32 protein-coding genes are annotated in these 25914 nt (G+C 51.2%); 15 read left to right on the forward strand and 17 right to left on the reverse strand.

The features are described from left to right. Positions 1-303 precede the first annotated feature (303 nt). From zwf to kdgA, 3 genes are all read left to right on the forward strand, one after another. Positions 304-1779, forward strand: coding sequence for a glucose-6-phosphate dehydrogenase (gene zwf / locus GPJ68_RS09885; RefSeq protein WP_003034896.1), 1476 nt, complete (start codon positions 304-306; stop codon positions 1777-1779). A 232-nt stretch (positions 1780-2011) separates the two neighbouring features. Continuing rightward, positions 2012-3823 (forward strand): phosphogluconate dehydratase, encoded by a 1812-nt coding sequence (edd, locus tag GPJ68_RS09890; RefSeq protein WP_049271196.1) that lies wholly within the window; start codon positions 2012-2014, stop codon positions 3821-3823. A 34-nt stretch (positions 3824-3857) separates the two neighbouring features. After that, positions 3858-4499, forward strand: coding sequence for a bifunctional 4-hydroxy-2-oxoglutarate aldolase/2-dehydro-3-deoxy-phosphogluconate aldolase (gene kdgA / locus GPJ68_RS09895; RefSeq protein WP_016152768.1), 642 nt, complete (start codon positions 3858-3860; stop codon positions 4497-4499). A 66-nt stretch (positions 4500-4565) separates the two neighbouring features. On the opposite strand, the gene purT is transcribed toward kdgA, so the two are convergent. Beyond that, positions 4566-5744, reverse strand: a complete 1179-nt coding sequence (purT, locus tag GPJ68_RS09900; RefSeq protein WP_016156219.1) for a formate-dependent phosphoribosylglycinamide formyltransferase — start codon at positions 5742-5744, stop codon at positions 4566-4568. A gap of 132 nt (positions 5745-5876) precedes the next feature. Between purT and yebG the strand changes: the two genes are divergently transcribed. From yebG to ptrB, 4 genes are all read left to right on the forward strand, one after another. Further along, positions 5877-6167 carry a DNA damage-inducible protein YebG gene (gene yebG / locus GPJ68_RS09905; protein WP_003833810.1) on the forward strand — a complete coding sequence of 97 codons (291 nt, stop codon included), beginning with the start codon at positions 5877-5879 and terminating at the stop codon, positions 6165-6167. Positions 6168-6288: 121 nt separating this feature from the next. Continuing rightward, positions 6289-6642: a protein YebF gene (gene yebF / locus GPJ68_RS09910; RefSeq protein WP_094761903.1), complete on the forward strand. Its 354-nt coding sequence runs from the start codon at positions 6289-6291 to the stop codon at positions 6640-6642. A gap of 101 nt (positions 6643-6743) precedes the next feature. Beyond that, on the forward strand, positions 6744-7403 hold the full coding sequence (locus GPJ68_RS09915) for a tellurite resistance TerB family protein (RefSeq protein ID WP_104652107.1): 660 nt from the start codon (positions 6744-6746) through the stop codon (positions 7401-7403). A gap of 86 nt (positions 7404-7489) precedes the next feature. Then, entirely contained in the window at positions 7490-9565 is a 2076-nt protein-coding gene (gene ptrB, locus GPJ68_RS09920; protein WP_180837271.1) for an oligopeptidase B, read from the forward strand. Here the strand turns inward: ptrB and exoX are convergent. The 3 genes from exoX to GPJ68_RS09935 all read right to left on the reverse strand — a co-directional run bounded on the left by exoX (position 9547) and on the right by GPJ68_RS09935 (position 11226). Then, positions 9547-10209 (reverse strand): exodeoxyribonuclease X, encoded by a 663-nt coding sequence (gene exoX / locus GPJ68_RS09925; RefSeq protein WP_016152773.1) that lies wholly within the window; start codon positions 10207-10209, stop codon positions 9547-9549. The genes ptrB and exoX overlap by 19 nt on opposite strands. 23 nt (positions 10210-10232) lie before the next feature. Next, complete coding sequence (locus GPJ68_RS09930; RefSeq protein WP_016156222.1) at positions 10233-10889, reverse strand: carbon-nitrogen hydrolase family protein; 657 nt, start codon at positions 10887-10889, stop codon at positions 10233-10235. Between the two features lie 106 nt (positions 10890-10995). Then, positions 10996-11226 (reverse strand): DNA polymerase III subunit theta, encoded by a 231-nt coding sequence (locus GPJ68_RS09935; RefSeq protein WP_003034925.1) that lies wholly within the window; start codon positions 11224-11226, stop codon positions 10996-10998. Between the two features lie 143 nt (positions 11227-11369). Between GPJ68_RS09935 and yobA the strand changes: the two genes are divergently transcribed. From yobA to GPJ68_RS09950, 3 genes are read left to right on the forward strand one after another with little or no spacing between them, the layout of a single operon-like run. Continuing rightward, positions 11370-11744 (forward strand): CopC domain-containing protein YobA, encoded by a 375-nt coding sequence (yobA, locus tag GPJ68_RS09940; RefSeq protein WP_016156223.1) that lies wholly within the window; start codon positions 11370-11372, stop codon positions 11742-11744. A gap of 3 nt (positions 11745-11747) precedes the next feature. Continuing rightward, complete coding sequence (copD, locus tag GPJ68_RS09945) at positions 11748-12620, forward strand: copper homeostasis membrane protein CopD (RefSeq protein WP_016156224.1); 873 nt, start codon at positions 11748-11750, stop codon at positions 12618-12620. Positions 12621-12640: 20 nt separating this feature from the next. Continuing rightward, positions 12641-12979 carry a YebY family protein gene (locus GPJ68_RS09950; protein ID WP_003833793.1) on the forward strand — a complete coding sequence of 113 codons (339 nt, stop codon included), beginning with the start codon at positions 12641-12643 and terminating at the stop codon, positions 12977-12979. A gap of 336 nt (positions 12980-13315) precedes the next feature. Here GPJ68_RS09950 and GPJ68_RS09955 read toward each other — a convergent pair whose 3' ends face one another. From GPJ68_RS09955 to GPJ68_RS10000, 10 genes are all read right to left on the reverse strand, one after another. Next, positions 13316-14401 (reverse strand): tyrosine-type recombinase/integrase, encoded by a 1086-nt coding sequence (locus tag GPJ68_RS09955; RefSeq protein WP_180837272.1) that lies wholly within the window; start codon positions 14399-14401, stop codon positions 13316-13318. After that, positions 14370-14642 carry an excisionase gene (locus GPJ68_RS09960; RefSeq protein ID WP_032170291.1) on the reverse strand — a complete coding sequence of 91 codons (273 nt, stop codon included), beginning with the start codon at positions 14640-14642 and terminating at the stop codon, positions 14370-14372. Before GPJ68_RS09960 ends, GPJ68_RS09955 begins: the two co-directional genes overlap by 32 nt. Before the next feature lie 63 nt (positions 14643-14705). Beyond that, positions 14706-14948, reverse strand: coding sequence for a DUF4060 family protein (locus GPJ68_RS09965; protein ID WP_001237028.1), 243 nt, complete (start codon positions 14946-14948; stop codon positions 14706-14708). Further along, entirely contained in the window at positions 14935-15138 is a 204-nt protein-coding gene (locus GPJ68_RS09970) for a hypothetical protein (protein ID WP_180837273.1), read from the reverse strand. The genes GPJ68_RS09965 and GPJ68_RS09970 overlap by 14 nt, the downstream gene beginning before the upstream one ends. After that, a complete protein-coding gene (locus GPJ68_RS09975) occupies positions 15131-15475 on the reverse strand; it encodes a hypothetical protein (protein ID WP_180837274.1) in 345 nt (114 codons plus the stop codon). The genes GPJ68_RS09970 and GPJ68_RS09975 overlap by 8 nt, the downstream gene beginning before the upstream one ends. A gap of 34 nt (positions 15476-15509) precedes the next feature. Then, positions 15510-16622, reverse strand: coding sequence for a RecT family recombinase (locus GPJ68_RS09980; protein WP_180837275.1), 1113 nt, complete (start codon positions 16620-16622; stop codon positions 15510-15512). Between the two features lie 11 nt (positions 16623-16633). Further along, the gene (locus GPJ68_RS09985) at positions 16634-19462 is read right to left on the reverse strand and encodes a RecE family exodeoxyribonuclease (RefSeq protein ID WP_180837276.1); all 2829 of its coding nucleotides are present in this window, start codon (positions 19460-19462) and stop codon (positions 16634-16636) included. 139 nt (positions 19463-19601) lie between these two features. Next, positions 19602-19763 carry a YdaE family protein gene (locus GPJ68_RS09990; RefSeq protein ID WP_061360104.1) on the reverse strand — a complete coding sequence of 54 codons (162 nt, stop codon included), beginning with the start codon at positions 19761-19763 and terminating at the stop codon, positions 19602-19604. A gap of 11 nt (positions 19764-19774) precedes the next feature. After that, positions 19775-19981: a hypothetical protein gene (locus tag GPJ68_RS09995; protein WP_001568763.1), complete on the reverse strand. Its 207-nt coding sequence runs from the start codon at positions 19979-19981 to the stop codon at positions 19775-19777. Positions 19982-20193: 212 nt separating this feature from the next. After that, entirely contained in the window at positions 20194-20499 is a 306-nt protein-coding gene (locus GPJ68_RS10000; protein ID WP_180837278.1) for a hypothetical protein, read from the reverse strand. Positions 20500-20787: 288 nt separating this feature from the next. On the opposite strand from GPJ68_RS10000, the gene GPJ68_RS10005 reads away from it, so the two are divergent. After that, positions 20788-20982: a hypothetical protein gene (locus tag GPJ68_RS10005; protein WP_032238386.1), complete on the forward strand. Its 195-nt coding sequence runs from the start codon at positions 20788-20790 to the stop codon at positions 20980-20982. Between the two features lie 34 nt (positions 20983-21016). Here the strand turns inward: GPJ68_RS10005 and GPJ68_RS10010 are convergent, their stop codons facing one another. The 3 genes from GPJ68_RS10010 to GPJ68_RS10020 all read right to left on the reverse strand — a co-directional run bounded on the left by GPJ68_RS10010 (position 21017) and on the right by GPJ68_RS10020 (position 23157). Further along, entirely contained in the window at positions 21017-21367 is a 351-nt protein-coding gene (locus GPJ68_RS10010; protein WP_129694981.1) for a hypothetical protein, read from the reverse strand. A 47-nt stretch (positions 21368-21414) separates the two neighbouring features. After that, positions 21415-21861: a helix-turn-helix transcriptional regulator gene (locus GPJ68_RS10015; RefSeq protein ID WP_016066196.1), complete on the reverse strand. Its 447-nt coding sequence runs from the start codon at positions 21859-21861 to the stop codon at positions 21415-21417. A gap of 900 nt (positions 21862-22761) precedes the next feature. After that, positions 22762-23157: a helix-turn-helix domain-containing protein gene (locus tag GPJ68_RS10020; RefSeq protein WP_109548066.1), complete on the reverse strand. Its 396-nt coding sequence runs from the start codon at positions 23155-23157 to the stop codon at positions 22762-22764. 103 nt (positions 23158-23260) lie between these two features. Here GPJ68_RS10020 and GPJ68_RS10025 point away from each other — a divergent pair, with 103 nt between their 5' ends. The 4 genes from GPJ68_RS10025 (at position 23261) to GPJ68_RS10040 (ending at position 25903) form a co-directional block, all read left to right on the forward strand. Beyond that, positions 23261-23494, forward strand: coding sequence for a YdaS family helix-turn-helix protein (locus tag GPJ68_RS10025; RefSeq protein ID WP_032169934.1), 234 nt, complete (start codon positions 23261-23263; stop codon positions 23492-23494). Between the two features lie 2 nt (positions 23495-23496). Next, positions 23497-24036 (forward strand): toxin YdaT domain-containing protein, encoded by a 540-nt coding sequence (locus GPJ68_RS10030; protein WP_180837280.1) that lies wholly within the window; start codon positions 23497-23499, stop codon positions 24034-24036. 167 nt (positions 24037-24203) lie between these two features. After that, positions 24204-25151, forward strand: a complete 948-nt coding sequence (locus GPJ68_RS10035; RefSeq protein ID WP_016156235.1) for a DnaT-like ssDNA-binding domain-containing protein — start codon at positions 24204-24206, stop codon at positions 25149-25151. Positions 25152-25153: 2 nt separating this feature from the next. After that, positions 25154-25903, forward strand: coding sequence for an ATP-binding protein (locus GPJ68_RS10040; RefSeq protein ID WP_180837282.1), 750 nt, complete (start codon positions 25154-25156; stop codon positions 25901-25903). Positions 25904-25914: the final 11 nt, after the last annotated feature.

Raw genomic sequence — 25914 nt, forward strand, 5'->3', positions numbered from 1 at the left:
ATTTCGTGTATAGATATTACCCCTGCTAATGCAGCAACGGGGCAAAATGGACAGAATAGTTGTTGTTTTTTTTCATTACATGATCGGAGTCGGGTTTTCTTACGTCTTCAGGGGTACGAAAAAAGACGACTTTTTTGTCCAATTTGCGACGGCAAACGCCCATAAAGCGACTGTTCGCGGTAACAGCACGGCTGGATAAGCGTTTACGGTTTCCGGATTCACGTAAAAGCAGTACAGTGCACTGTAATAAAATTACAACCAGTGTCTGGCAAAAGCACCAGGCACTTAATTGAGGAGAATGACATGGCGGTAACGCAAACAGCCCAGGCATGTGATCTGGTCATTTTCGGCGCGAAGGGCGACCTGGCGCGGCGGAAATTGCTGCCTTCCCTGTATCAACTGGAAAAGGCCGGCCAGATTAACCCGGAAACCCGTATCATTGGGGTAGGGCGTGCCGACTGGGACAAAGCAGCCTATACCAAGGTTGTGCGTGAAGCGCTCGAAACCTTCATGAAAGAAAAAATCGACGAAGGTTTGTGGGAGACTCTCAGCGGTCGTCTGGAGTTTTGTAATCTGGACGTCAATGACACCGCCGCGTTTAGCCGTCTGGGCGAAATGCTGGATCAAAAATCACGTACCACCATTAACTATTTCGCGATGCCGCCGAGCACCTTTGGCGCGATCTGCAAAGGCCTGGGTGAAGCAAAGCTGAATGCTAAACCAGCCCGTGTTGTGATGGAAAAACCGCTGGGTACGTCGCTGGCAACATCCCGTGAAATCAACGATCAGGTCGGCGAGTATTTCGAAGAGTGTCAGGTTTATCGTATCGACCACTATCTTGGCAAAGAGACGGTCCTGAATCTGCTGGCACTGCGTTTTGCCAACTCCCTGTTTGTGAACAACTGGGATAACCGCACTATCGATCACGTAGAAATTACCGTGGCGGAAGAAGTGGGTATTGAAGGCCGCTGGGGCTATTTTGACCAGGCAGGTCAAATGCGCGACATGATTCAGAACCACCTGCTGCAGATCCTGTGCATGATTGCGATGTCTCCGCCGTCCGATCTGAGCGCCGACAGCATTCGTGATGAAAAAGTGAAGGTACTGAAATCGCTGCGTCGTATCGATCGTTCGAACGTACGTGAAAAAACGGTTCGCGGTCAGTACACCGCGGGTTTTGCCCAGGGCAAAAAAGTGCCGGGGTATCTGGAAGAAGAAGGCGCAAACAAGAGCAGCAACACGGAAACGTTTGTGGCGATCCGTGTGGATATCGATAACTGGCGCTGGGCGGGAGTTCCGTTCTACCTGCGTACCGGTAAACGTTTACCGACGAAGTGCTCTGAAGTGGTGGTTTACTTCAAAACGCCTGAGCTGAATCTGTTCAGAGAATCCTGGCAGGATCTGCCGCAGAACAAGTTGACCATCCGTTTGCAGCCTGATGAAGGTGTCGATATCCAGGTACTGAACAAAGTGCCGGGTCTGGATCACAAGCATAATCTGCAAATTACCAAGCTTGATCTGAGCTATTCCGAAACCTTCAACCAGACGCACCTTGCCGACGCCTATGAGCGCCTGCTGCTCGAAACAATGCGTGGAATTCAGGCGCTGTTTGTGCGTCGTGATGAAGTTGAGGAAGCATGGAAGTGGGTCGACTCAATTACCGAAGCCTGGGCGATGGACAACGACGCGCCGAAGCCGTATCAGGCAGGGACCTGGGGCCCGGTTGCTTCTGTGGCGATGATTACCCGAGATGGTCGTTCCTGGAACGAATTCGAGTAAAATATCATCTAGCCCATAGGTGTTATTTTACCGGTAACATGATCTAACACAGATTGTAGAATAATTTTTGCACTTTTAAGCTCCGCGTGGATTCACCCGCGGGGCTTTTTTTATTACACTGCCTGAAACGATTTTGCCCCTGAGCTACGGCCAACAAGCGATTCAGCTATTTTTACCCAACTGAAACACATTGTTGATCCAACGCTCTGACAGATAAATTTTAGGAGCCTCTATGAATCCGAATTTGTTACGCGTAACACAACGTATCGTCGAACGTTCTCGTGACACACGTTCCGCCTACCTCGCCCGTATTGAACAAGCGAAATCAACTACCGTTCATCGCTCGCAACTGGCATGCGGTAACCTGGCGCATGGTTTTGCTGCGTGTCAGCCGGACGATAAGGCCTCGCTGAAAAGCATGCTGCGTAACAATATCGCGATCATTACCTCCTATAACGACATGCTTTCCGCGCATCAGCCGTATGAACACTATCCGGCCATCATTCGTAAAGCACTGCATGAAGCCAATGCAGTAGGCCAGGTTGCTGGCGGTGTACCTGCAATGTGCGACGGTGTGACCCAGGGACAGGATGGGATGGAGCTTTCGCTGCTCAGTCGTGAAGTGATTGCGATGTCTGCTGCAGTGGGCCTTTCCCACAACATGTTCGACGGCGCGTTGTTCCTCGGCGTGTGCGACAAAATTGTCCCGGGCCTGGTAATGGCTGCGCTGTCATTTGGTCATCTGCCGTCAATCTTTATTCCTTCCGGTCCGATGGCGAGCGGTCTGGCGAACAAAGAAAAAGTGCGTATCCGTCAGCTGTATGCTGAAGGTAAAGTCGATCGCATGGCGCTTCTTGAATCCGAGGCGGCGTCTTATCACGCTCCGGGTACCTGTACGTTCTACGGCACGGCGAACACTAACCAGATGGTAGTGGAGTTTATGGGTATGCAACTGCCTGGCTCCTCATTTGTACATCCTGATGCGCCGCTGCGTGAAGCGCTGACCGCGGCTGCAGCCCGTCAGGTAACACGCCTGACCGGCAATGGCAATGAATGGATGCCGATCGGTAAAATGATCGATGAAAAAGTGGTAGTGAACGGTATTGTGGCGCTGCTGGCGACCGGGGGCTCTACCAACCATACGATGCACCTGGTGGCTATGGCGCGTGCGGCCGGGATTCTGATTAACTGGGATGATTTCTCCGATCTGTCCGATATCGTGCCGCTGATGGCGCGTCTGTACCCGAATGGTCCGGCAGATATTAACCACTTCCAGGCGGCGGGTGGCGTGCCGGTGTTAATGCGTGAACTGCTCAATGCGGGTCTGCTACATGAAGATGTGAACACCGTTGCCGGATTCGGTTTATCCCGCTACACCATGGAACCGTGGCTTAACGAGGGTGAACTGGACTGGCGCGAAGGGGCAGCGAAGTCTCTGGACAGCAACGTGATCGCCACCTTTGACCAACCATTCTCCCACCACGGCGGCACCAAAGTGCTGAGCGGTAACCTCGGCCGTGCGGTGATGAAAACGTCGGCGGTACCGGTAGAAAACCAGATTATTGAAGCGCCGGCAGTTGTCTTTGAAAGTCAGCATGATGTCTTACCCGCGTTCGATGCGGGTCTGCTTGACCGGGATTGCGTGGTGGTTGTGCGCCATCAGGGACCAAAAGCGAACGGAATGCCAGAATTACATAAACTCATGCCGCCACTTGGTGTATTATTGGACCGTTGTTTCAAAATTGCGTTAGTTACCGATGGACGACTTTCAGGTGCTTCAGGTAAAGTGCCTTCAGCCATCCATGTAACCCCGGAAGCCTATGATGGCGGGCTGCTGGCAAAAGTACGCGATGGCGACATCATTCGTGTGAATGGACAGACAGGTGAATTGACGCTGCTGGTGGATGAAGAGGAACTTGCCTCCCGTCAGCCACACATTCCTGATCTCAGCGCATCGCGCGTGGGTACGGGACGTGAAATGTTCAGCGCGTTGCGTGAAAAGCTGTCCGGTGCGGAGCAGGGCGCAACCTGTATCACTTTTTAAGACTTATTTTGTAATCAGGCGAGAGAAAACTCTGATGAAAAACTGGAAGACAAGTGCAGAAGCAATCCTGACCACTGGCCCGGTTGTACCGGTTATCGTGGTTAATAAACTGGAACACGCGGTGCCAATGGCAAAAGCGCTGGTTGCAGGGGGCGTGCGCGTTCTGGAAGTGACCTTACGTACCGCATGTGCGATGGATGCCATTCGCGCGATCGCAAAAGAAGTTCCCGACGCTATCGTGGGTGCAGGTACCGTACTGAATCCACAGCAACTGGCTGAAGTCACTGAAGCGGGTGCGCAGTTTGCTATCAGCCCGGGCCTGACCGAGCCGCTGCTGAAAGCTGCAACTGAAGGCACTATTCCGCTGATCCCAGGCATCAGCACCGTTTCTGAACTGATGCTGGGTATGGACTACGGTTTGAAAGAGTTCAAATTCTTCCCGGCAGAAGCAAACGGCGGTACTAAAGCGCTGCAGGCAATTGCGGGTCCGTTCTCTCAGGTCCGTTTCTGCCCAACCGGCGGTATCTCTCCAGCGAACTACCGTGATTACCTGGCACTGAAAAGTGTGCTGTGCATCGGTGGTTCCTGGCTGGTTCCGGCAGATGCCCTGGAAGCTGGTGATTACGCACGCATTACCAAGCTGGCTCGTGAAGCAGTCGAAGGCGCGAAGCTGTAATAACGCAAAATGCCCGGTAATCATTACCGGGCCTGCGAGTCTGAAACGGGCCATCTGGCCCGTTTTTTATCCTGCGACTTTCACCTGTGCCGCCGCGTCTTTCGCGCGTGTCACCGCGTCTTCAATACTCTGCGCTGTTGCCAGCACAACGCCCATACGACGGCTCCCGTCGATGTCTGGCTTGCCGAAGAATCTGACTTGCATACCTGTGCCCACAGCGGCCTGTACGTTATCGAACGTGACATTCTGGCTGGTAAGCTGCGGCAGAATAACGGCGGAAGCAGAAGGTCCATACTGACGGATTGCGCCAACCGGCAGACCGAGAAATGCGCGTACATGCAGGGCAAACTCAGACAGATCCTGCGAAATCAAGGTCACCATACCCGTGTCGTGAGGGCGAGGGGAAACTTCGCTGAAAATGACCTCATCACCGCAGACAAATAGCTCTACCCCAAACAGACCGTGGCCGCCCAGCGCCAGCACCACCTTACGGGCAATCTCCTGCGCTCGAGCCAGCGCCAGGTCACTCATCTGCTGCGGCTGCCAGGATTCGCGATAATCGCCATCTTCCTGACGATGTCCTACCGGTGCGCAGAAATGTACGCCATCAACGGCGCTGACGGTAAGCAGGGTGATTTCAAAATCAAAATTCACTACGCCTTCGACGATAACGCGTCCGGCACCTGCTCGGCCGCCTTGTTGAGCATAATTCCAGGCTTCAGTGAGTCGATCGGCGGAACGAATAAAGCTCTGTCCCTTACCGGAGGAACTCATTACCGGCTTCACGATGCAGGGATAGCCGATTTCGGCGACGGCCTCGCGAAAGCGGGCTTCGCTGTCAGCAAAGCGGTAAGAAGAGGTCGGTAGAGATAATTCTTCGGCGGCGAGACGACGGATTCCTTCGCGGTTCATGGTCAACTGCGTCGCTCGGGCGCACGGCACGATGTTGTGACCGTCTTGTTCCAGTTTTACCAGCATATCCGTGGCAATCGCCTCTATTTCCGGCACGATATAATGTGGTTTTTCACGCTCGACGAGCTGGCGTAAAGCATCGCCATCCAGCATGTTGATTACGTATGAGCGATGGGCAACGTGCATGGCTGGCGCGTCGGGGTAACGATCCACGGCAATGACTTCCACACCCAGGCGTTGGCATTCAATCGCTACCTCTTTACCCAGTTCACCTGAACCTAATAACATCACTCGCGTTGCTGCGGGACGCAGCGCTGTGCCTAATAACGTCATAAATTAATCCCCTGTTTTATCTGGGCGCAGTATATACGAAAACGTTTGCGTCTGTCTTTATTACCAGGTTGATTTCAAGGCGCAAAAAGAATATACTGTACATAAATACAGGTAATTTAAGAGGCTGCAAAAATGGCGGTTGAAGTTAAATACGTAGTCATTCGGGAAGGTGAGGAAAAAATGTCGTTTACCAGCAAAAAGGAAGCCGATGCGTATGACAAAATGCTTGATACAGCAGATTTGCTCGACACATGGCTGGAGCAATCGCCGGTAGCGCTCGAAGACGAGCAGCGCGAAGCGCTTTCCCTGTGGCTGGCTGAGCAGAAAGATGTGCTGAGCGCCATTCTGAAAAACGGCAAGCTGCCCTCTCCGCAGGCGGTCGAAAACGATGCGCACGCTGAGGATGATACTCAGGCTGCCTGAAACGACTTGCGCTCCTGACGTTTTGTACCATGCTTTTCCCTGAATCATTGTGCAATCCCTGACGTCTTTTCACGTTGCAACAGGCAGCCTGAAGGACGAAGGGGAGATTAAGGAGAAAAGAATGTATAAAAAAAGAGCGTTGCTGAGCCTGCTGTTGTTATCTGCCAGCGTATCTGTATTTGCGGCAAATATGGAAAGCAAGAATGTTCAGTTCCCCAAGTGCGAAGGACTGAATGCTGACGGTATCGCGGCGAGCGTGAAACGTGATTATCAGCAAAATCGCATCGCGCGCTGGGCTGACGATCAAAAACGCGTCGGGCAAGCCGATCCTGTCGCCTGGGTCAACACGCCCGATATTACGGGCAAAGATGGGAAATGGTCAGTTCCCCTCACGGTTCGCGGTAAAAGCGCGGATATTCACTACCAGGTAAAAGTCGACTGCAAAGCCGGAACGGCGGAGTATCAGTCGCAGTAACGAAGGTAGAAGGTATTTGCACTTCTTTTGATGACCTGAACACTTCCTGACATCCCCTCGGGTACGCTTTGATGATTATTCGTCTGTACTTGAGGGGCAACATGGCTAACTGGCTGAATCAACTTCAATCTCTTCTTGGGCAAAAAGGATCTTCCGCGTCATCTTCTGGTGAGCAAGGGCTGAGTAAACTTCTGGTTCCCGGCGCGTTAGGCGGTCTGGCAGGATTACTGGTTGCCAACAAATCTTCACGGAAATTACTGAGTAAATACGGCACCAGCGCGCTTCTGGTGGGCGGCGGTGCGGTTGCCGGTACCGTATTATGGAACAAATACAAGGATAAGGTTCGCGCGGCGCATCAGGGTGAACCGCAGTTCGGTGCACAAAGCTCACCGCTGGATGAGCGAACCGAACGACTGATCCTGGCGCTGGTTTTTGCGGCGAAAAGCGATGGTCATATTGATGCCAAAGAACGTACCGCCATTGAGCAGCAGCTCCGTGAAGCAGGCGTGGAAGAGCAGGGCCGCATTCTGATCGAACGTGCGATTGAACAACCGTTAGATCCTCAGCGCCTGGCACAAGGGATCCGCAACGAAGAAGAGGCGCTGGAAATTTACTTCCTGAGCTGTGCAGCGATTGATATCGACCACTTTATGGAGCGTAGCTATCTGAACGCGCTGGGCGATGCGTTGAAGATCCCGCAGGATGTTCGTGAAGGCATTGAACAGGATCTCAAGGAACAAAAACAGGCTTTACCGGGTTAATTACTTACCGTTAAGGCGCATGTTTCGCTTGCATCATTGCTGTCTTTTGCCACCCTTATAGGATGTTTAAGCAAAAGAACAATGACATGCTACCAAAAGCTTCTCGTATCCCCCACGCCATGACGAATCATGGCGATACCCGCGTTGATAATTTTTACTGGCTGCGAGATGACACCCGCTCGCAGCCAGAAGTGCTGGATTATCTGCAACAAGAAAATGCGTATGGCCGCCAGATTATGGCCTCGCAGCAGGCATTGCAGGATCGCGTCCTGAAAGAGATTATCGACCGTATCCCGCCTCAGGATGCTTCCGCCCCCTATGTGAAGAATGGTTATCGCTACCGGCATATTTATGAACCGGGGTGCGAATATGCCATTTATCAGCGTCAGTCTGCCTTCAGTGAAGAGTGGGATGAATGGGACACCTTGCTGGATGGTAACCAGCGCGCGGCCCACAGTGAGTTTTATACGCTGGGGGGACTGGCGATATCTCCGGATAACACCATCATGGCGTTGGCCGAAGATTATCTCTCTCGTCGGCAATATGGCGTGCGTTTTCGCAATCTGCAAAGCGGCAACTGGTATCCGGAAGTGCTGGAAAACGTTGAAGCGGATCTGGTCTGGGCGAATGACTCGCAAACCTTCTATTACGTGCGCAAACACGCAACGACGCTGCTCCCGTATCAAGTGTGGCGGCATACCGTCGGCTCGCCGTCATCACTGGATGAGCTAGTGTATGAAGAAGCCGATGACATGTTTTATGTCAGTCTGCATAAAACCACCTCGTTACATTATGTGGTTATTCATATCGCCAGCGCGACCACCAGTGAGGTTTTGCTGCTTGACGCAGAACTGGCGGATGCCGAGCCGTTAGTCTTTTTAGCGCGACGCAAAGATCACGAGTACAGCCTCGATCACTATCAGCATACGTTTTATCTGCGTTCCAACCGGCAGGGTAAAAATTTCGGCCTGTACCGTACCCGTGTGCGTGATGAACAAGCCTGGGAGACGCTGATCCCGCCGCGCGACAGCGTCATGTTGGAGGGCTTTACGCTGTTCACAGACTGGCTGGTGGTGGAAGAGCGTCAGCGGGGCTTAACCAGCCTGCGACAGATTAATCGTAAAACGCGCGAAGTGGTCGGTATCGCTTTTGATGATCCGGCGTATGTGACATGGCTTGCCTATAATCCAGAACCTGAGACATCGCGCCTGCGTTATGGCTATTCCTCCATGACCACACCGGACACGCTGTTTGAACTGGATATGGACACCGGAGAGCGTCGCGTACTCAAACAGACGGAGGTCCCAGGGTTTGATGCGGCGAACTACCGTAGCGAACACGTCTGGATCACCGCGCGTGATGGCACCGAGGTTCCGGTTTCGCTGGTTTACCATCAAAAGTATTTCCTGAAAGGGAAAAACCCGTTACTGGTCTACGGCTATGGCTCGTATGGTGCCAGCATGGACGCCGATTTCAGCAGCAGCCGCTTGAGCTTACTGGATCGCGGCTTTGTTTATGCCATTGCTCATGTGCGTGGCGGCGGCGAGTTAGGACAGCAGTGGTACGAAGACGGTAAGTTTCTGCTCAAGAAAAATACCTTCAATGACTACCTCGACGTCTGCGACGCGCTGCTAAAAATGGGTTATGGCGCGCCTTCGCTGTGTTATGGCATGGGGGGGAGCGCCGGAGGAATGTTAATGGGTGTTGCCATTAATGAGCGCCCGGAACTCTTCCATGGCGTCATTGCGCAGGTGCCTTTTATCGATGTGGTGACCACGATGCTGGATGTGTCCATTCCCCTGACGACCGGTGAGTTTGAAGAGTGGGGGAATCCGCAGGATGAAGAGTATTACACCTACATGAAAAGCTACAGCCCGTATGACAATGTTACAGCGCAGGATTATCCTCATCTGCTGGTTACGACGGGATTACACGACTCCCAGGTGCAATACTGGGAACCGGCAAAATGGGTGGCAAAACTGCGCGAGCTGAAAACGGACGATCGTCTGCTGTTACTCTGCACGGATATGGATTCCGGGCATGGCGGAAAATCAGGGCGTTTTAAATCATACGAAGGCGTGGCCCTGGAATACGCGTTTTTGATCGGACTGGCGCAGGGGACACTGCCTGGGCAGGCGTCTGCTCAGGCGTTATCCAGATAGTGCTTTAGCGTTAAGCGCAGCTCCGGGCTCATACTGTCGAGGTTATTAAATAACCAGCGCAGATAGCCCGGATCGCGTTCAGCCACTTCGGATACAGGTTTTCCGCGGTACTTGCCGAAAGTGAAAGTAGTAAGTAACGCAGGACGGCCGGTAATATCGACCATCTGTTCTGCTGACCAGCCTGACGTCTGTATGATGTCGATCAGCAGTGCCGCGGTGATGTAGCAGTCGTATAGGGCACGGTGATGATGCAGGCCAGCTGGCGTCTGCACGCTCAGCTTGCGGGATTTATACAGCGCCATGTTGCTGTATTTGATTCCTGGCCACAAACGACGGGAGAGTTTCATGGTGCAAATCCACTCCCCGGGCATGTCGGGTAATACGCGGCGATCAAAACTTGCATTGTGCGCCACGTACCATTCGCTGCCGTAATATTGGGGGATGACATCTTCAATCCACGGCTTATCGGCCACCATCGCTTCCGTAATGCGATGAATTGCCATCGCCTGAGGGCTGATGGGGCGGTCAGGACGCACCAGGTGGCTCATAGGATTGACTATTTTTCCGTCAACCACATCGACAGAAGCAATCTCAACAATGCCTCCCTGCAGACCACAGGTTTCTGTATCTATTATGCGCAACATGCCATGCTCCTGACCCAAAACGATTAGCGTAAAGGAATGATATCACCTTGCCAACCCCGTGGCGTGCGTTGACCGGTTAAGAGTAAGGAACCGCTGTCTGCGCGAACAATCAATCGACCTTGCTCATCCCATAACGCGCTGCTGCCACGCGCATTGGCCATTAATACCGCGATGGCAAATTTATGCGAGAAACTCTGTAGACGAGATGTGGAGGAGAGCAATTCGGGCTCACTGACAGACTGACTGCTGGTGAATAGCGAGTACGCCGGGTCGATATCGATACCTTCCGGCTGGCTATCCACAACGCTGATGGCATTTTGCTGTCTGGCGATACAGGCCCCGTGGCTCTGGTGAAACGTTAAGGGGGAGGTCATCCAGGGAGAGAAAAGCGCGATACCTTTTACGAACCGATTGTTATGTTCTACCGATAGCCCCGCAATAATCGTCATGCGATAAGTCACGGCAGCATGCGCGAGAGGTTCTAACAACGCTTCATCGGGTGGGGCAGGGAGCGCGTCATTCTCATCAACACAACCCAACAGGGAAAGGGAGGGGAAAACCAGCAATTCACATTGGCATTGAGCGGCTGCCTGAATGAATTGCAGGTGATGCGCGACATGTTCGGTAACTGAGGTTTGAAGAGGTTCGTACTGTGCTGCTGCGATTTTCCAGTGTGACATAATGATTTCCTTTTCATAGTGTCTACAACCATCTTTAAAGTATAGATTAAGAATATACTTATACTGTAGCAGGCATCATGTAAGGAATCGTAACGTAATATAAGTTTTATTTAACTTTAGGCTCGTAGGGTAAACGTGAAAGGGAAACGGATGCCAGACGGTGCGCGATCAGTCTTTCCCGAAACCAGTCGCGTAAATGTTCGGGCTGTTCACGCTCAACGACTTCGGCAACAACCGGCATGTTGTATCGCTCCTTAAATGCGACACCCGCCGCGGCCAGGTCAACATTGACCTTATCCATTTCAGCTTGCTCAAGTTTGGCCAGATTGATGTTCATGGGCTTCTCCTTTTCTCTGTCTTTCGGCGCGCAAAGTTACTAAGAGTGTGCATTAATGGCAAGACCGAAATGATGATTCTCGACTCGATCATTGTAGAAGGTTATTCTCTATAGATTAGACATAACAAAAAGGAATAGTTGAAATGGCTTCATCTGCATCTATGCTTCGTAACGCTCTCATCGTACTCGCCAGCGTTCTGGCAACTCCCGCCGCCCTGGCTCATGCTCACCTGACGAAACAAAGCCCGGCGGCTAATGCCGATGTTGCGGTATCTCCTCAGGCGTTGACGCTGAATTTCTCAGAAGGTGTCGAGCCGGGATTCAGCGGCGCAACGCTAACAGGCCCAAACAAAGAACAGATCAAAACGGGCAAGGCAACACGCAGTGAACAGGACAAAACACAACTGATTATTCCACTTGCTCAAACGCTTGAGGCCGGAAAATATACTGTCGACTGGCACGTCGTCTCCGTGGATGGCCATAAGACAAAGGGGCAATATACCTTTAGCGTGAAATAACCAATGCTGGAATTTACCTGGGTTGCACTACGGTTTATCCATTTTACCACGTTGATGCTGGTGTTTGGCTGTGCGCTCTACGGCGCATGGCTGGCTCCCATTTCGGTTCGTCGTTTAATGATGCGTCGTTTTTTGCGTCTACAACGACATGCCGCAGCGTGGAGCTTTATTAGCGCGACGCTGATGCTGGCGATCCAGGGTGGTTTAATGGGCTCAGGCTGGCGGGATGTTATTTCTAGTGACATATGGGGCGCCGTGTTGCAAACGCAGTTTGGCGGCGTGTGGTTATGGCAGATTATCCTCGCACTGGTCACGCTGGTGGTGGTAATTATAGTACCGCGCAGCATGCCGCGACGGCTGTTAATGCTGACGATTGCGCAGTTTATTTTGCTGGCTGGCGTCGGACACGCGACGCTGCATAGCGGTATCGCAGGGGCAATCCAGCAGGTTAACCACGCCTTGCATTTGGTATGCGCTGCCGCCTGGTTCGGTGGTTTGCTGCCCGTACTTTACTGTATGCAAATGGCGCAAGGCCGCTGGCGGGAACAGGCCATCAATACTATGATGCGTTTCTCCCGCTACGGGCATCTTTTCGTTATCGGAGTTTTACTTACCGGTATCATGAATGCGCTGTTTATTGTTGGTTTTTCTGTTCCCTGGCACATGGCTTACGGGCAACTGCTTTTGTTAAAAGGTGCTCTGGTGATGCTAATGGTGGCGATTGCGCTGGTGAATCGGTATGTTCTGGTACCACGCATGCGGCAGGATAACCGCAGTATGACACTCTATTTTGTTTGGATGACTAAGCTGGAATGGGGAATTGGGGCCGTTGTGCTGGCGATTGTCAGCCTGTTTGCAACCCTCGAACCTTTCTGATTGATGGATTGGCGAAACGCATGAAAAAAATCATTATCTCGTTATTACTACTGGCAAGTTCAGGGGCCGCGCTGGCTGCGCCACAGGTCATCACCGTCAGCCGTTTTGAGGTTGGCAAGGATAAGTGGGCGTTTAATCGGGAAGAGGTGATGCTGACCTGCCGTCCAGGTAACGCGCTGTATGTCATCAATCCCAGTACGCTGGTGCAATACCCATTGAATGATGTTGCCAGACAGCAGGTAGAGAGTGGGAAAACTACGGCGAAGCCAATCGAGATTATCCAGATTGACGACCCGGCGAAACCGGGCGAAAAAATGAGCCTCGCACCGTTTGTGGAGCGTGCAGAAAAGCTCTGCTAATTGTCAGATGTAGCGTTCTGATTTCCAATAAAAAACCGCAAGGCTCTCTCAGGAGAACTTGCGGTTTTTACGTTTGGATGTGTGACAATCGTCCTTTTTTTCAGGCCACTTTAGTCGCGGACTGGAAAACCTGGCGCTGTCATCTATTCTTAAATGGCAGGGTAACTTAGCCTGCATTAATGCCAACTTTTAGCGCACGGCTCTCTCCCAAGAGCCATTTCCCTGGACCGAATACAGGAATCGTATTCGGTCTCTTTTTATCTATCTGTTTTCATTGGGTTTTTTCGGTGCTTTCACGAAATCCCACGAAAATTACTCGAAATTTCCATATCCTGTCTAAACCATGACATATTCTGCACCGCGTGCGTCCAGGTATTTTTTGGTCATTGTTAAATTTTTATGCCCCAACAGTCTCTGTGCGAAATCCTCTCCGCGCTCTCTTTCATAGAGTCTGCTCGACAAGCTCCTGATCTCATGGAACGGGGGAGGGTTGGGGCCAAACTTTAACTCTGTGGAATCCCTGATATCAGAAAATGCTTGGGTGATTCCGTCCGGGGTTAACGGACCTGGCTTCCTGCCGCCACGCCTTACCGCAGAATAAAGCATGAAGTCTGACGGGTTGTTTTTACGACAACGGTCGATAATATCCTGCAGCACCAAATCAGCAGAGTCCAGTCGCAAATCAAGTGACAACGCCAATTTGTGACCTGTCTTTTCCTGCGTGACAAACAACCTTCCATCCCTGATATCGCTGAATCTGAACAACGATACGTCCTCTCTTCTTTGCCCGGTGACAAGTGCCAGATCACATGCGTTTGCAGCCCATTCGGAATGGGCGGTTGCGGCATCCCTTATTATCTCGAACTGCTCGAGTAAAAGACGCTCACGCTTAACTTTTGGCGTCGGCGTTCTTGTCGGCTCTGCCGGGTTCCTTTCAATATGTCCCTCGACGATCGCCTCCCTGAAAATATCCAACAATACCGATCGCAGGCCTGAGGCCATGCTCTTCTTATCGCAGAGTATGTAACTCTCCAGGAAAGTAGATACGTCCTTTGTGCTGACCGCCGATAGCGGCATACGTCCGAATTCATCACTGATAGTGGCGATCTGATTGCGCCTGACCTTCATCGTGTTGGGCTTCAATTCTCTTCGCTCAAGAATTACTTCGTAGCGCTCGAGCCACGCTTTCACCGTAAATGTAGGTGTTTCCTTTATGCGGTCCAGCAGCGCTGACGGAAGGTAATTTTGGTCGATGTAGTTGTTGGCCTCGATGGCCTGAGAAATGGCGTCCTTTCTGTCGATCCGGCCAAGAGATAATTCTTGACCGGTAATCGGGTTTCGCCAGCTATAAAGCCTGTCTCTTTTACGATAGGTCAGGTTACGGGGCAGGTTAGCGTCGTAACGTACTGGCCTTTTCGCCATGAGTCAGTCTCTCCAGTAGAGTGCCGCCAGTTGGCAGCGCTAAGCGTTTTGATTTGGGGCGAAGGTTCTTCTTGCTCGGATCCACATAGATGGCGTCAGGCTGAACCTTATATTCTTTGCCGTGAAGTTCCGGAGCAGGGTAAATGCGCCCCTCCCGCGCCCAGCGGCGAAGTGTTGAAAGAGACGGCGGGGTTGAGTAAGTTGAATTCGCCCATTCCTGCAGATTAAGAAGCTTGGCCATACTACCTCCGGATCCGGCAACTCATTATAGAGCTGCCGGAAAACTGTTAATGAAATATCGTTATCAAGAAACCTGACCCGGCAGCGCACGCAGTCGGCGCATACCTGTCATCGCCGTGGCCACGTAGCTGGCTTTACGGTTAACCACTTCCACCCAGACCTTCACACCTTCAACTCTCACCGTGTACGTCTCCTTCATCTTGCTGCGGCCATAGTCGCCGTAGCGTTGCTGGTGGGTAGCCAGTGCGATGTCGCATGCCTGGCGTGCTAATGGGGATTGCTGATTTCCGCGGTTAATTAGTCGCATGGTCACCGCCTTCTGGGTTGGATGGTTGACGGAAAACCGCTCGGGATGGCGACCAGTCGCAATATGCATCGGTTTCGGTATGCCCGAAAATTGCCTTACAGCGACGGATATGGGCGCAGTCGCCGCAGGTCTTACCCTTCGGGAGTTGCATTTTGTCGGGGGCTGCCGGGTTATAATTCAGCTCAGTCATTCCAGGCCTCCAGCTCGTTCTGAATCTCTTCGTCGATCTCGTCGTTGCTGGCATCTTCATTGAGGTAGCTCAACGCTTCTTTTCGGTACTGCTTACGACGTTGGTCATACCAGGCAGAGAACGCAGGTGACCAACCGCGACCATTACCTTGAAAATCAACCAGAGCGTTGTCCTCAGCCATGCACTCAACCATGCAGTCGGCAGTTGTCAGGGCGCATTCCCGGATGTAACCGCGGAGGTGGTGTTTGCGCCACCAAGGACTTACTTTCGAGTCGCAACGGCCTTTGAACTCAATTTCCCAGCGACGGATGCAGCGCGCGTTTAAAGATTTACTCATATCGTTACCGGGAGGGCGAACCCTCCCGCCTCCCTTAGCCCACGTATTCCGGTTTCATATCAGCCAGGGTGATGCTGAACTGATCGTGCAGCTCGTCGCCCATGTGACGCTTATTGGTTGCCAGCACTCGCTCAACTTCGGCGAATCGTTCTGCTGCGCCCGGTTCGTCCGGAGACGGCAGAGAGTTGATCGCGGCTTCAACCTTGTTACGTGAATCAACCAGGTAGTAGCGCTTCACCGCTTTGTTCTTCAGTTCGGTGAACAGGGCAGAACCGAGCGTGACCTTCGCGCTTTCGATATCAGCACGCAGCGCTTTGGCGCTATCAACATCCTGTGCAGCATCGATGCGTTCGCGGAAATCATCGGCCAGTGAGCCGATATTTACCGATGATTCCTGTGCGCTCTGTGTGGTTGTGACGGTGTCACCTGAGATATCCGCCAGGCTAACGCGTTGCGGCGCCGGGTTAATCTCCTTTTCTGTGCGCTGCTCGACTTCATCCGGGGTATACACGCCGAGAACGACCGCAGGGCAGTACAGCCTCGCCCAGTATTTAAGGGCCAGATATGCGATCTGCTGTTTCGGGTTCGAAATCCACAGTGGAGAGTTACGTGTAATCACGCTGGAGAGGAATACCGGTTCGCCCCAGGTAATCTCACTTTCGCCGCGAATGACGGCGCCCACACGAACCGACAAACCTTGCTCATCGGCGCTGTTCCAGCCCCGTACCATTTCTTTCTTGTCGTACGTCCCACCGCCTTTTGCAGGCTTCTTGACTATCTCTTCACGGCTGCTGGCGCATTTTGACCAGTCGCCATCGTACTCATAGTGGAAGCGGCCCACGATTGCGTTTGAGCTCGAAATCACCGCGTTAACCAGTTGCGCTTCGTAACCCAACACGCCGTTGACCAGGTGCGTTTTCTGCGCCACTGCGTAAGGGTTCATGCCCCATTGCATGGCCTGCATGATGATTGCCATGCAGTCGGCAGGATTCCCGCGAAGATGCTCGGGAACCGTAACGGCAGCCTGTGCCATCAATCCCGCCACAGACTGAAGCTGCGTTAATGCTTGAACATTAAAAATGGCGTTGCTGGCGGAAATAGTGTTCGGAGCCTGTTGCTCTGCAGTTACGATATTCATGTTTTCCATCATCGTTCCCCTTATGCCTGAGTACGCAGCGCTTCAAGGCGGCGCAGGTCGAAGTCGTTCAGTTCGTCGGTGTAATCAGCGGTTATCGGCGCTGGCCATTCGCCAGTGTCAAAGCCGGTAGCGATAGCGCGCATCGCCTTGCGGTACTCGAGCATGCCCAGCTCCAGCAGTTCAGCGGATGCCTCGATGATGGCGATCCAGTGGTAGTTCTCGTCTTTGTTGACGAAAATCCAGAAGAACTGGTCCAGTGCCGCGGTCTCGCAATACATGGCGGCGCTCAGGTGGTAGTCACGGTCGATGATTTCCCGGTGCAGTTTGGCGCGCAAACCTTCCTGTTTAATGTTCCACATGCTGATGGTTTTCAGGTCGGCGCCGATGCGCACGCCGTCCAGGTCGATCTCAAGATCTGGACGAACGCGGACTTCCAGACCGGTTTCGTCGTCAAAGCCAAAGTAGCTCACCTCAACAGCGCGACTCGGATGCTGAAGCAGCATCCCGGCGGTTGGGTGTGCCAGTAATGCCGACTGAATAGCCAGCGCGGTGCTCAATTGCTGACGGGTGACCAGCACTTTCCCTTGCGGATTCTCGCGCCACGCATCCAGCAGTTCGTCGGCAAAGACGGCGTCTGGATTAACAGACTTAACGACCTGAATCAGATCCGATTTGGTACCGGACACTTTCAGCGGTTGCGGCTTCTGAGCTTCCTGCGCCACCAGGTTGGGATTGATGATTGCCAGTTGCTCGAGTAACGCATCACGGCTACCGCTGGTTTTCACCTGTGCGGGCAGAGTGGCGTTGTATTCCTTGATGCAGGCTTTCATCGCCGCTGCGGTTTGTTTCTGGCCATCTTCAATTCGCTGGAACTCCGCGGGCAGCGCCATGTAACTCTGTCCGGTTTCTTCAAGCGAAGCGCCGAGCGGCACCTGCGGCGGCAGGGTGGCGTTGTATTCTTCCAGCAGCGCTTTGATGTCGTCGGCAGACAGCAGCGCCGGCAGGCTGGCGTTGTGCTCATCGATAAAAGCGCGGATCGTTGCCGTCGTGGTGAACGCACCTTCCGGGATTACAGGTTCAACGCTGAATTCGGCGTCCAGTTGTTCTGGTTGCAGCGCCAGCGCATGCACCAGGTTGCCCATGTCCAGCACCGGAGAGCGCTCTTTGACGATGGTCTTTTCTACGTGGCGGGCATTGAAGTACATCAGGGACACACGTGCGTCTTTCACCTGGGTTGAGCTGATACCGTTCGCTGCGTGATAAACCTCGTTCGGCAATCCTTCATAGCGGCCTGGCTCAAAGTAAGCAGGGTACACAACAGCCGGTTCGTCAGATTGCGCTTCTGGCTCGGTTTGCGTAGCAACTGGTTCGGTTTGGTTTACAGAATCGCTATTTTGGGCGACAGAATCCGTATTCTGGTTTACATCGGCTTGCTGGCCGGTATGTGACTCTTCACCAGTTTCCAGACTGCTTTCGCCTGACAGCACTTCATCACCAGCCTGTTCTTCATCACTGATAGTTTCTTCCATCTGCACATCGCTGGTGGTTTCCTCATTAAGTGGTGAACGGTCATCTATTTGTTGGGCGGTGAATGCGAGGTCTTCTGTGATCCATTTCGGGTCTGTAGGGTCACTAATCCCCTCGACATATTCGCCGCGGGAAGCTGCAAGAATTTTGTTTACCTCTTCGGCCGTTACTTTTTCCTGTTTCATAGGTACAGGCATAGACGAACGACCGCAGGCTATATCAACGAGCAATGGATCAGGGTTGGCGTGGTCGGTTTCCGTAAGTACTCTATTCAAATATTCTTGGTGTTTTACAGGATCAGCATAAAGCCCCTCTGGTGTGGTTTTTACTGTTGCGATGATGCAGGCACGTGAGTAGTCCAGGCCACCAGGAATTGAAACGAATCTCTCTCGAGTCGCCAGCCATTCGGGATCGTCCATCTTATTCATGATGGAGTTTGCCTGCAGTTCTATATCCAGAGGGACGTTGTAAATATCAAATTCGCGGTCACGTGCACGTAAAGCCAGAGCAATCTCATGCTCCAGACCGAGAATGGTTTGCGGGAATTTACGGTCAGAGACAATGCCGCCGCCGGCGCTCGCACCTGAAGGTGTGCGATTAATGGTTGTTACACGATTGCCTTTCTGCCATTCCTTGACCAGCAGGCCGCGATCGATGTATTCAGTTTTGAACCACACCGTCAGGAACTGGATAACTGTTGCCAGCTCCGGTTTTTTACCGTCGACAGGGAAGACTTTCTTAACGGCATTCACGACCTTATGAATATCGTGCTCAATGGCTTTTTTGAATGCTTCCACATTCTCTGCAGCCAGCAACAGGTTCTGGATGTACGTGTCATCAGTGTCCATCTCAAGGCGGACAATCTCGTTTTTCTGCCCAGCGTCGATGTGATAGAGATATTCACCATCACCGATGAACTGAGCCAGTACACGCTGACGGAATGGCAGGGTGGCAACGACGATCAGGTTCGGCTGCTCTGACTGCTGAGATTCTTCTGCGGTGCTGTCTTCAGTATCGGCGTCGTCGACAGACTCATCTTCAGCCTGTTGCTTAACATTCCAGGTGCGCTGGTCTTCGGCCAGTTCGTAACGATCACACCAAGTGAAATCAACTTCACCTTCTTCCGGAAGGTCATCAACAACCGGGAAATCAGTGCGAATCGGTTTGGCGTAGTCCTTGCCACGACCTGTTTCGATGCCTGCATCTTCCAGTGCGACATCCAGCATTAGGTTGGCGCGAGCCTCAGTTTTTGCAGTGAACCAGACCACTGCATCTTGCTTTCCGGATTTCTGAGTGGCTTTAACCACATTAAAGAATTCCATGTGAGATCCTCATTTTTGGGTGTTAGAATCCCCGGACCATTGATAGCGCCCATTGGGTTAACTTTGGTTTTAATGTTGTTTCCGGTGTAACTTTGGTCGGTGGCACCGGACGTAGATCCCGCCTTGCGCGGGTTTTACGTTAGCCTTCGTGAGCCATCTGGTCGTGCGAAGCGCAACGTCTGGAGCAATACTCTTTCTCTTTACGCGCCAGCTGTGAGCCGTTGCGATAGAGAAGGGTGCTTTTGATTACTTCTTCCGGTTTAACCGGCTTGCCGCAATATCCGCATTTCTTGTCTAACATGACATCCTCCGCTAGTGGCTGAGTCCATGCCCCAGACCGTTCAGATAAACTTCAACCAGCAAATCCTTGGTGTAGGTCATTTCTACGCCGCGATGCAGATACAAACGTCCGCGAGCGTTAGCTGATGCCGTCCAGGTTGAGTCTTTGTGTTTGACGAGCATTCCCGGCTGAACTGCGCCGCGGTTTACTGTCTGTGTACCGTAGTGCTGATGAACCATGATGTTCTCCACTATTACTGAGTGAACTTCGCTGGTGGTGCCGTGATGCTGATCTTCACAGTTGAGCGTTTTAACTCTGCAGTTCACCACCGCGAAACCCACTCTTATGTGCCTGTTTGTTATCCCTGTTAGGCTTCAGGGTTCCTTGCTTTCCACAGTCGAAGGAAACTGATAATTTGGTCATTCCACAGTCAAAATAAGGAAGTGAAATGTCAGAGACTTTCGAGGTTAAATTCACCTGCCCTGATTGCGGCAGTAAATCGTTCATATTTAGCGCCGAGCCGTGCACGATGGATAATCTCGAATCGTGCGCCGCATGCGGAAAGGTTATTACTCAGGATGATGTCATCGAGCACAGCAGGAAGATTGCTAAGAAGCGAGCGGATGAGATCCTCAGGAACGCCTTCAAGCGCTGAATTTAATAAGTTCTGCAATTCAGATATTTGAAAATCAATATCGGTGGTGTCTAAACTCACGGACACTGCCACCCCACCTGTTTTTTTCGTATTACCTTTCATCTCAATCCCCTCGTTTGCCCTTGTCGCCAGGCTGGCGGAACGTTTCAAACCTACTGCGCGTTAATATCACCACCTCATTCCGGTTTTCGTATGCCCCGGACGGCTACTTCGTGGGCGTCCTGCTTTGGTGGTTGTGTTGATGGAGTAATTAAACACAATGTTTATTTGCGTGTCAACATAATGAGTGCTTTTGTATAAACAAAAAGTTTAGTAGGTTGCGTTCGTTGGCACGAGTAGTATGTTTTGTGGTCTATTTTGTGGTTATAAAAACATCGATGAGGGCGGGCTATGGAAAAGTTCTACGTGGGTTACAACGATGTATGTCAGGCGGTAGGTAGAGCGACGCTGAATCTGATATCACATGGAGACGCGCCAACTACTGAGGCGATCATTTCAATGCTTGAGTCGCTGGGGGATATTGAGCAGAACGATTTTTGGCGACAGGTGTTCAGGTTTGCAGCTGAGGAAGTGCGAAAAGGGTAGGCAAAAGAAACCCGGCGCGGTGGCCGGGTCGATTCTACCCAAATGGTAGCTCAATATTCTTGATAGTTGTTGGCTTAAGTATTTGTTCACATTGTGTTTTAAAGAATATTTTTACATTATATTCAAAGAACCATCGGTTTTCATCAAGTAATTCTGGTGTTAAATCGATACTGTCTGGATAAGTGAATACTAAACGTAAACCAAATTGCAGGTTAAACGTTTCATGGATTGCCCCATCACTGGTCGTGCTGAGACCTACAACCTTTGGGGAAGCAGTTATCTCAATTATACTTAGTGCTTCATCGGATTTTAATTTTTTACCGGCTTCGACAGTAATCTCACCGATCTCAGCTTCAAAATTGCCCCTATTAGTACCACTTTTCAAAGGGGTATGCTTGAAATGTATGTTGCTAGTGCTGACCTCAATGAGCCTTATCTCTGATAACATAAAATACCCACATCATTGTTGTCGTTGCTAGAGCCAAACTTACTTCCTATCACAAAGCGCACAATTTTTGTTTCACTAGTATCTTTCAGTTCGGGTTCACTAGTCTCATATTGCCTTAATGGTGGAATGATGTGATGTGAGACATCAACCCCATTTCTGAAAACAGAGACCCTTGCTTCAGCACCCAGTGCGTATGATATGTCGGATAATGTTCTCAGGGTCATGTTTCTGGTTCCATCAAGCAGCTGCGAAACATGGGAAGGTGATTTACCAAGTTTCCTGGCAAGCTCACCTTTGGTGATGCCTGCATCTTGCATGGCTAGTAGGAGATCCTCCGTGGTGTTGAACACCAATCGTTCGGAAGCCATCTCCCTTTCACTGACATAGGGAAGTTCGAAAACTTCGCCTGCAGAATTGTTGTCAACAGTCATCTAATCCTCTCTCGATTCGTTCCCAGTTGTTACGGACCTTCTGGGTATCAGAATCACTTAGGTCATCAAAATCCTTGTAGATGTAATGACTTATGAAATAAGTCATGAATACTCTTTCTGACTCCCAGTAATAACCTCTGATGGGTATCTTCTTTATAGCCCAAAAATTTTTGCTGGGTTTTCCATTGTAAGAAGGTAAAACCCCCTCCTTTCTAACACTTAGGTCGGGAGTCCTCTTACCAGAGGCTAATCGCTCTATTTGTAGTCTAAGATTGACTACCATAGTTTTTTGCTTTTTGGCTGGAGTCACGCTCCGGATGACATCAGATAGCGTTTTAAGAGCCCCATTACAATGAGTTACTGTGAAGCAGTTACCTTTAAATGTATGTTGAACCATCTACTAATCCATAGTTAACATATATATTAACTCACAAAATGCACGCGAGCCACCATCATCGTACACAGATAATCCAAAATCGTTGTTAGCAACTTAGCTACCCCACTATGGTAGCGGCTGCGATTGTTGACAGACGAAGCTCACCTTTATTTCCAAGATTCATGTGCTTAGAATAAAAAAACATCTAGGACTTCAGGAAAAGCACATAGATGCGGTACATATTTTGTTGCTCTTCTTCTGGTTGTTAGCGATAAAACTCACAAAACTTACTTTTCCGCTTCACAATAACACCATTACTGTAACCACTACGAATGCTATCAATAGCACTGCCATAACGATGACCGCAAAAGTTGTTGAGTCCTTAAAGTAAGTCTTTTCATGCCCATTCACAGGACCAATGAGCATGATCCAGATGAAAATGAAGGTAAAGCAAAGAACAGCGATGGAAATTAAAAACAGGCCAGTTTTCAATAATGTCCCTCGCCATTTTCATCAGATGCTACTTACTCAGAATCACCCTTAATCCGCCGCCCCATATACTTGGCGTACAGTTCATCGAGTTCTTTCAATCGTAGAGATACGATCCGCAACATGTTCTGTTGTTCTTCTTCGTTTGGGAGTTGATTATAGAGTTCCAACAGTCTCCGTTCGTCGTGTCTCAAACCGTCCTTAGCATCCACGTCCTGACCTAGAACCCACTCAAGACTTACGCCTAGCGCATCGGCAAGTTTTATTGCTGAGCTTTTTCCTATCGCTCCTCTGACAAACCAGTTGTTGACTGATTGTGCGCTCACACCACAGATTCTCGCTATATCCGCTTTGGATATGCGCTTCTTCTCGATGATTTCATTTAACCGCCGAACCTGCGGGTTATCTGTTTGGTGTGTGTTTTTTCTCATATATCAAGATTCTAAACTAAAAGTTTATCGCCTCAACATTCATAATGTTGACTTGAACATAAACATAATGTTTAATTTGGTTCGTTATTACTTGGAGCCAAATATGAAAGCACTTGATAAAGCAATATGCATCGTAGGGGGTGCAACCCGTTTAGCAGAAAAGCTCAATGTATCCCCAATGACGGTCAGTCACTGGCGTCACCGTGACAATGGATTCGTACCGGCTAACCGTGTCATTCCTATTTTCAATGCTACAGGTGTAACTCCACATGAGTTACGCCCTGATTTGTACCTCAACCCTACGGATGGGTTACCAGCTCAGGAAGCGGGGGCATAACCATGCAGTCACTGTCACTTCATCAAAATAGCGGATATCAACCGGCTGCGATGATAAATCGCAATCAACCTGTCTCGGTAGATAAACATGACCAGATCCGCGATGCCGTTCGTGCGTGGGCGGGTGTAGATGGTCAGGATGTCGTTTCTGCTCTGATCGTCGAAGAGTACCAGGCGCAAGGGGGAGACGAGATCACTTTCCCTGATGACCTCAGCCGACAGCGTCAGAAGCTTTTCCGCTTTCTGGATAACCATTTCAACAGTGAAAGATACCGCGAGAACGTCCTCCAGCTGACTCCGGCAATCCTCGCGGTTCTGCCGATTGAGTTCCGCAACCGCCTGCTACCAGAAGACAACGTTATGGCCCGTCTGGCGCGGCTGGAGAAAGAAACCAGCGAAGCGAAGATAGCCGTCGCGATGGATGCTCCACGTCATCAGAAGCTGAAAGAGTTGAGCGAGGGGATCGTGGAAATGTACCGCGTTGACCCTGGGTTAACCGGGCCGCTGATGGAGATGGTGCAGATGATGCTGGGGGCTATATGACCGGTTCAAAAATGGCGAAAGCCGCGGTGCGCGAACACCAACGGCTTTCTGGTGCAATTCATTGCGAAATCATTGCGGGGTAAGTATGCCTAACAACAAATTGTTTTGCCAGCGTGTCGGACCGCGACTGGATAAATCTTCCCTTAATTATTCTTCAGGAGGACTTAATGGCCGGAGACTGGATAAAGATGCGTACATCACTGGTCACCAGCCCGAAGGTGAACGGAATTGCGCGAATACTGGAGCGTTCACCGGAGGTGGGAAAAATGTTCACACTTTCGCATAACACCACGTTATCAGACGTTGTAACGCGTAACGTAACCCGTAACGTTACGGTGTCGTTACTAGTAACGTTTTGGTCTGCGGCAAATGAACACTCGCGTAACGGTGTATTTGAAAATGCAGACCTGTCTGATATCGATGATATTGTCGGAGTACCCGGTTTTGGGGCTGCATTATCAACCGTAGGCTGGGCCATTTATGATGCGGAGAATAACTGCGTCATTCTTCCAAACTTCAATGAATACAATACGTCAGGTGATATGCGCTCAGCTACGGCCAAGACAAATGCGCAGCGCCAGAAGGAGTTTCGTGAACGGAAAAAACTCCAGGAAAGTAACGTAACGAGTAACGTTACTAATAACGTAACGCGTAACCACAGAGAAGAGAAGAGAAGAGAAGATCTAAACCCAGAGAGAGAACGCGCGGGCGGAAGTCATTCTGGGGATGATATTTCTGGAAATCACCCACCTCTGCCAGCTATCCCTCCCAAACCTCAGAACGAGGATTTTGGGCCCGGTCTGGATTTTGGCCCATTGGGTAAATTTCCGATCACTGACTCATGGACCCCGTCTCCAGACTTCGTGCGTCAGGCTGCGCTCTGGGGTAAGAACGTCGGCACTGAGCCGGGTTACACCGCTGAAGAACTTCAGCAATTCCGTGATTACTGGATACCTGACGGCAAGGTTAAACACCAGTTGGCTTGGGAGCAGACCTTTGCCAACAGTCTGTTGCAATCGCGTGGTCACGGCCAAAGGACCGTCCATGTTGGACAGCGAGATCCCAACCGAATTTCTGAGCCAGATAAAACCATCCCGACCGGGTTTAGGGGGTAACGGTGAAAAACATTGTTAATTCTGGCAGCGCTCTTGAGCGCCTGAAGAAACTCATTCCGCCAGGCGTTCAGCCGAAGTTCACCAGCGCAGCAGAGCTGCTGGCGTGGCAGCGGGAAGAAGGCCTGAAACATTGCGAAGAGTTGGACAAGCTGAATCAGAAAGCGCGCACAGAGAAAATCTTCGGCCGCTCAGGAATTCAAAGCCTGCACCGCAGCTGCACGTTCGCCAACTACGAAGTATCCGGAGAGCAACAGCGAAAGGCCTACACCATGGCGAAAAGCTACGCGCAGAACTTTGGGGCTGGCTTTGCGAGCTTCGTGTTCAGTGGCGGTCCTGGTACCGGGAAAAACCATCTGGCGGCAGCGATCGGAAATCATCTCCTGTCCGGTGGACAATCAGTGCTGGTGGTGACAATCCCTGACCTGATGCTGCGTGTTCGCGAGTGCTACGACGGTGGCCAGTCAGAGGCTTCACTTCTGGATGACCTCTGCAAAGTCGATCTGCTGGTACTGGATGAAGTCGGTATTCAGCGCGGAAGCAACGGCGAGAAAGTCATTCTGAATCAGGTTATCGACCGTCGCCTGTCGTCGATGCGTCCGGTGGGGATCCTGACGAACCTGAACCACGAAGAACTTCTCGGAGCGTTGGGCGCGCGGGTTATCGACCGTCTCCAGATGGATGGCGGAATGTGGGTGAACTTTGACTGGGGCAGCTATCGCAAGAACGTTAGCCATCTCCGGATCGTTAAATAACTTGGAGGGCA

The sequence above is a fragment of the Citrobacter sp. 172116965 genome (assembly GCF_013458095.1).
Taxonomy (GTDB): domain Bacteria; phylum Pseudomonadota; class Gammaproteobacteria; order Enterobacterales; family Enterobacteriaceae; genus Citrobacter; species Citrobacter braakii.

Excerpts from the sequence above, each read along its gene's own strand:
- zwf (WP_003034896.1), top strand. The coding sequence starts at position 304 with ATGGCGGTAACGCAAACAGCCCAGGCATGTGATCTGGTCATTTTCGGC.
- edd (WP_049271196.1), top strand. The coding sequence starts at position 2,012 with ATGAATCCGAATTTGTTACGCGTAACACAACGTATCGTCGAACGTTCT.
- kdgA (WP_016152768.1), top strand. The coding sequence starts at position 3,858 with ATGAAAAACTGGAAGACAAGTGCAGAAGCAATCCTGACCACTGGCCCG.
- purT (WP_016156219.1), bottom strand. The coding sequence starts at position 5,744 with ATGACGTTATTAGGCACAGCGCTGCGTCCCGCAGCAACGCGAGTGATG.
- yebG (WP_003833810.1), top strand. The coding sequence starts at position 5,877 with ATGGCGGTTGAAGTTAAATACGTAGTCATTCGGGAAGGTGAGGAAAAA.
- yebF (WP_094761903.1), top strand. The coding sequence starts at position 6,289 with ATGTATAAAAAAAGAGCGTTGCTGAGCCTGCTGTTGTTATCTGCCAGC.
- GPJ68_RS09915 (WP_104652107.1), top strand. The coding sequence starts at position 6,744 with ATGGCTAACTGGCTGAATCAACTTCAATCTCTTCTTGGGCAAAAAGGA.
- ptrB (WP_180837271.1), top strand. The coding sequence starts at position 7,490 with ATGCTACCAAAAGCTTCTCGTATCCCCCACGCCATGACGAATCATGGC.
- exoX (WP_016152773.1), bottom strand. The coding sequence starts at position 10,209 with ATGTTGCGCATAATAGATACAGAAACCTGTGGTCTGCAGGGAGGCATT.
- GPJ68_RS09930 (WP_016156222.1), bottom strand. The coding sequence starts at position 10,889 with ATGTCACACTGGAAAATCGCAGCAGCACAGTACGAACCTCTTCAAACC.
- GPJ68_RS09935 (WP_003034925.1), bottom strand. The coding sequence starts at position 11,226 with ATGAACATCAATCTGGCCAAACTTGAGCAAGCTGAAATGGATAAGGTC.
- yobA (WP_016156223.1), top strand. The coding sequence starts at position 11,370 with ATGGCTTCATCTGCATCTATGCTTCGTAACGCTCTCATCGTACTCGCC.
- copD (WP_016156224.1), top strand. The coding sequence starts at position 11,748 with ATGCTGGAATTTACCTGGGTTGCACTACGGTTTATCCATTTTACCACG.
- GPJ68_RS09950 (WP_003833793.1), top strand. The coding sequence starts at position 12,641 with ATGAAAAAAATCATTATCTCGTTATTACTACTGGCAAGTTCAGGGGCC.
- GPJ68_RS09955 (WP_180837272.1), bottom strand. The coding sequence starts at position 14,401 with ATGGCGAAAAGGCCAGTACGTTACGACGCTAACCTGCCCCGTAACCTG.
- GPJ68_RS09960 (WP_032170291.1), bottom strand. The coding sequence starts at position 14,642 with ATGGCCAAGCTTCTTAATCTGCAGGAATGGGCGAATTCAACTTACTCA.
- GPJ68_RS09965 (WP_001237028.1), bottom strand. The coding sequence starts at position 14,948 with ATGCGACTAATTAACCGCGGAAATCAGCAATCCCCATTAGCACGCCAG.
- GPJ68_RS09970 (WP_180837273.1), bottom strand. The coding sequence starts at position 15,138 with ATGACTGAGCTGAATTATAACCCGGCAGCCCCCGACAAAATGCAACTC.
- GPJ68_RS09975 (WP_180837274.1), bottom strand. The coding sequence starts at position 15,475 with ATGAGTAAATCTTTAAACGCGCGCTGCATCCGTCGCTGGGAAATTGAG.
- GPJ68_RS09980 (WP_180837275.1), bottom strand. The coding sequence starts at position 16,622 with ATGGAAAACATGAATATCGTAACTGCAGAGCAACAGGCTCCGAACACT.
- GPJ68_RS09985 (WP_180837276.1), bottom strand. The coding sequence starts at position 19,462 with ATGGAATTCTTTAATGTGGTTAAAGCCACTCAGAAATCCGGAAAGCAA.
- GPJ68_RS09990 (WP_061360104.1), bottom strand. The coding sequence starts at position 19,763 with ATGTTAGACAAGAAATGCGGATATTGCGGCAAGCCGGTTAAACCGGAA.
- GPJ68_RS09995 (WP_001568763.1), bottom strand. The coding sequence starts at position 19,981 with ATGGTTCATCAGCACTACGGTACACAGACAGTAAACCGCGGCGCAGTT.
- GPJ68_RS10000 (WP_180837278.1), bottom strand. The coding sequence starts at position 20,499 with ATGAAAGGTAATACGAAAAAAACAGGTGGGGTGGCAGTGTCCGTGAGT.
- GPJ68_RS10005 (WP_032238386.1), top strand. The coding sequence starts at position 20,788 with ATGGAAAAGTTCTACGTGGGTTACAACGATGTATGTCAGGCGGTAGGT.
- GPJ68_RS10015 (WP_016066196.1), bottom strand. The coding sequence starts at position 21,861 with ATGACTGTTGACAACAATTCTGCAGGCGAAGTTTTCGAACTTCCCTAT.
- GPJ68_RS10020 (WP_109548066.1), bottom strand. The coding sequence starts at position 23,157 with ATGAGAAAAAACACACACCAAACAGATAACCCGCAGGTTCGGCGGTTA.
- GPJ68_RS10025 (WP_032169934.1), top strand. The coding sequence starts at position 23,261 with ATGAAAGCACTTGATAAAGCAATATGCATCGTAGGGGGTGCAACCCGT.
- GPJ68_RS10030 (WP_180837280.1), top strand. The coding sequence starts at position 23,497 with ATGCAGTCACTGTCACTTCATCAAAATAGCGGATATCAACCGGCTGCG.
- GPJ68_RS10035 (WP_016156235.1), top strand. The coding sequence starts at position 24,204 with ATGGCCGGAGACTGGATAAAGATGCGTACATCACTGGTCACCAGCCCG.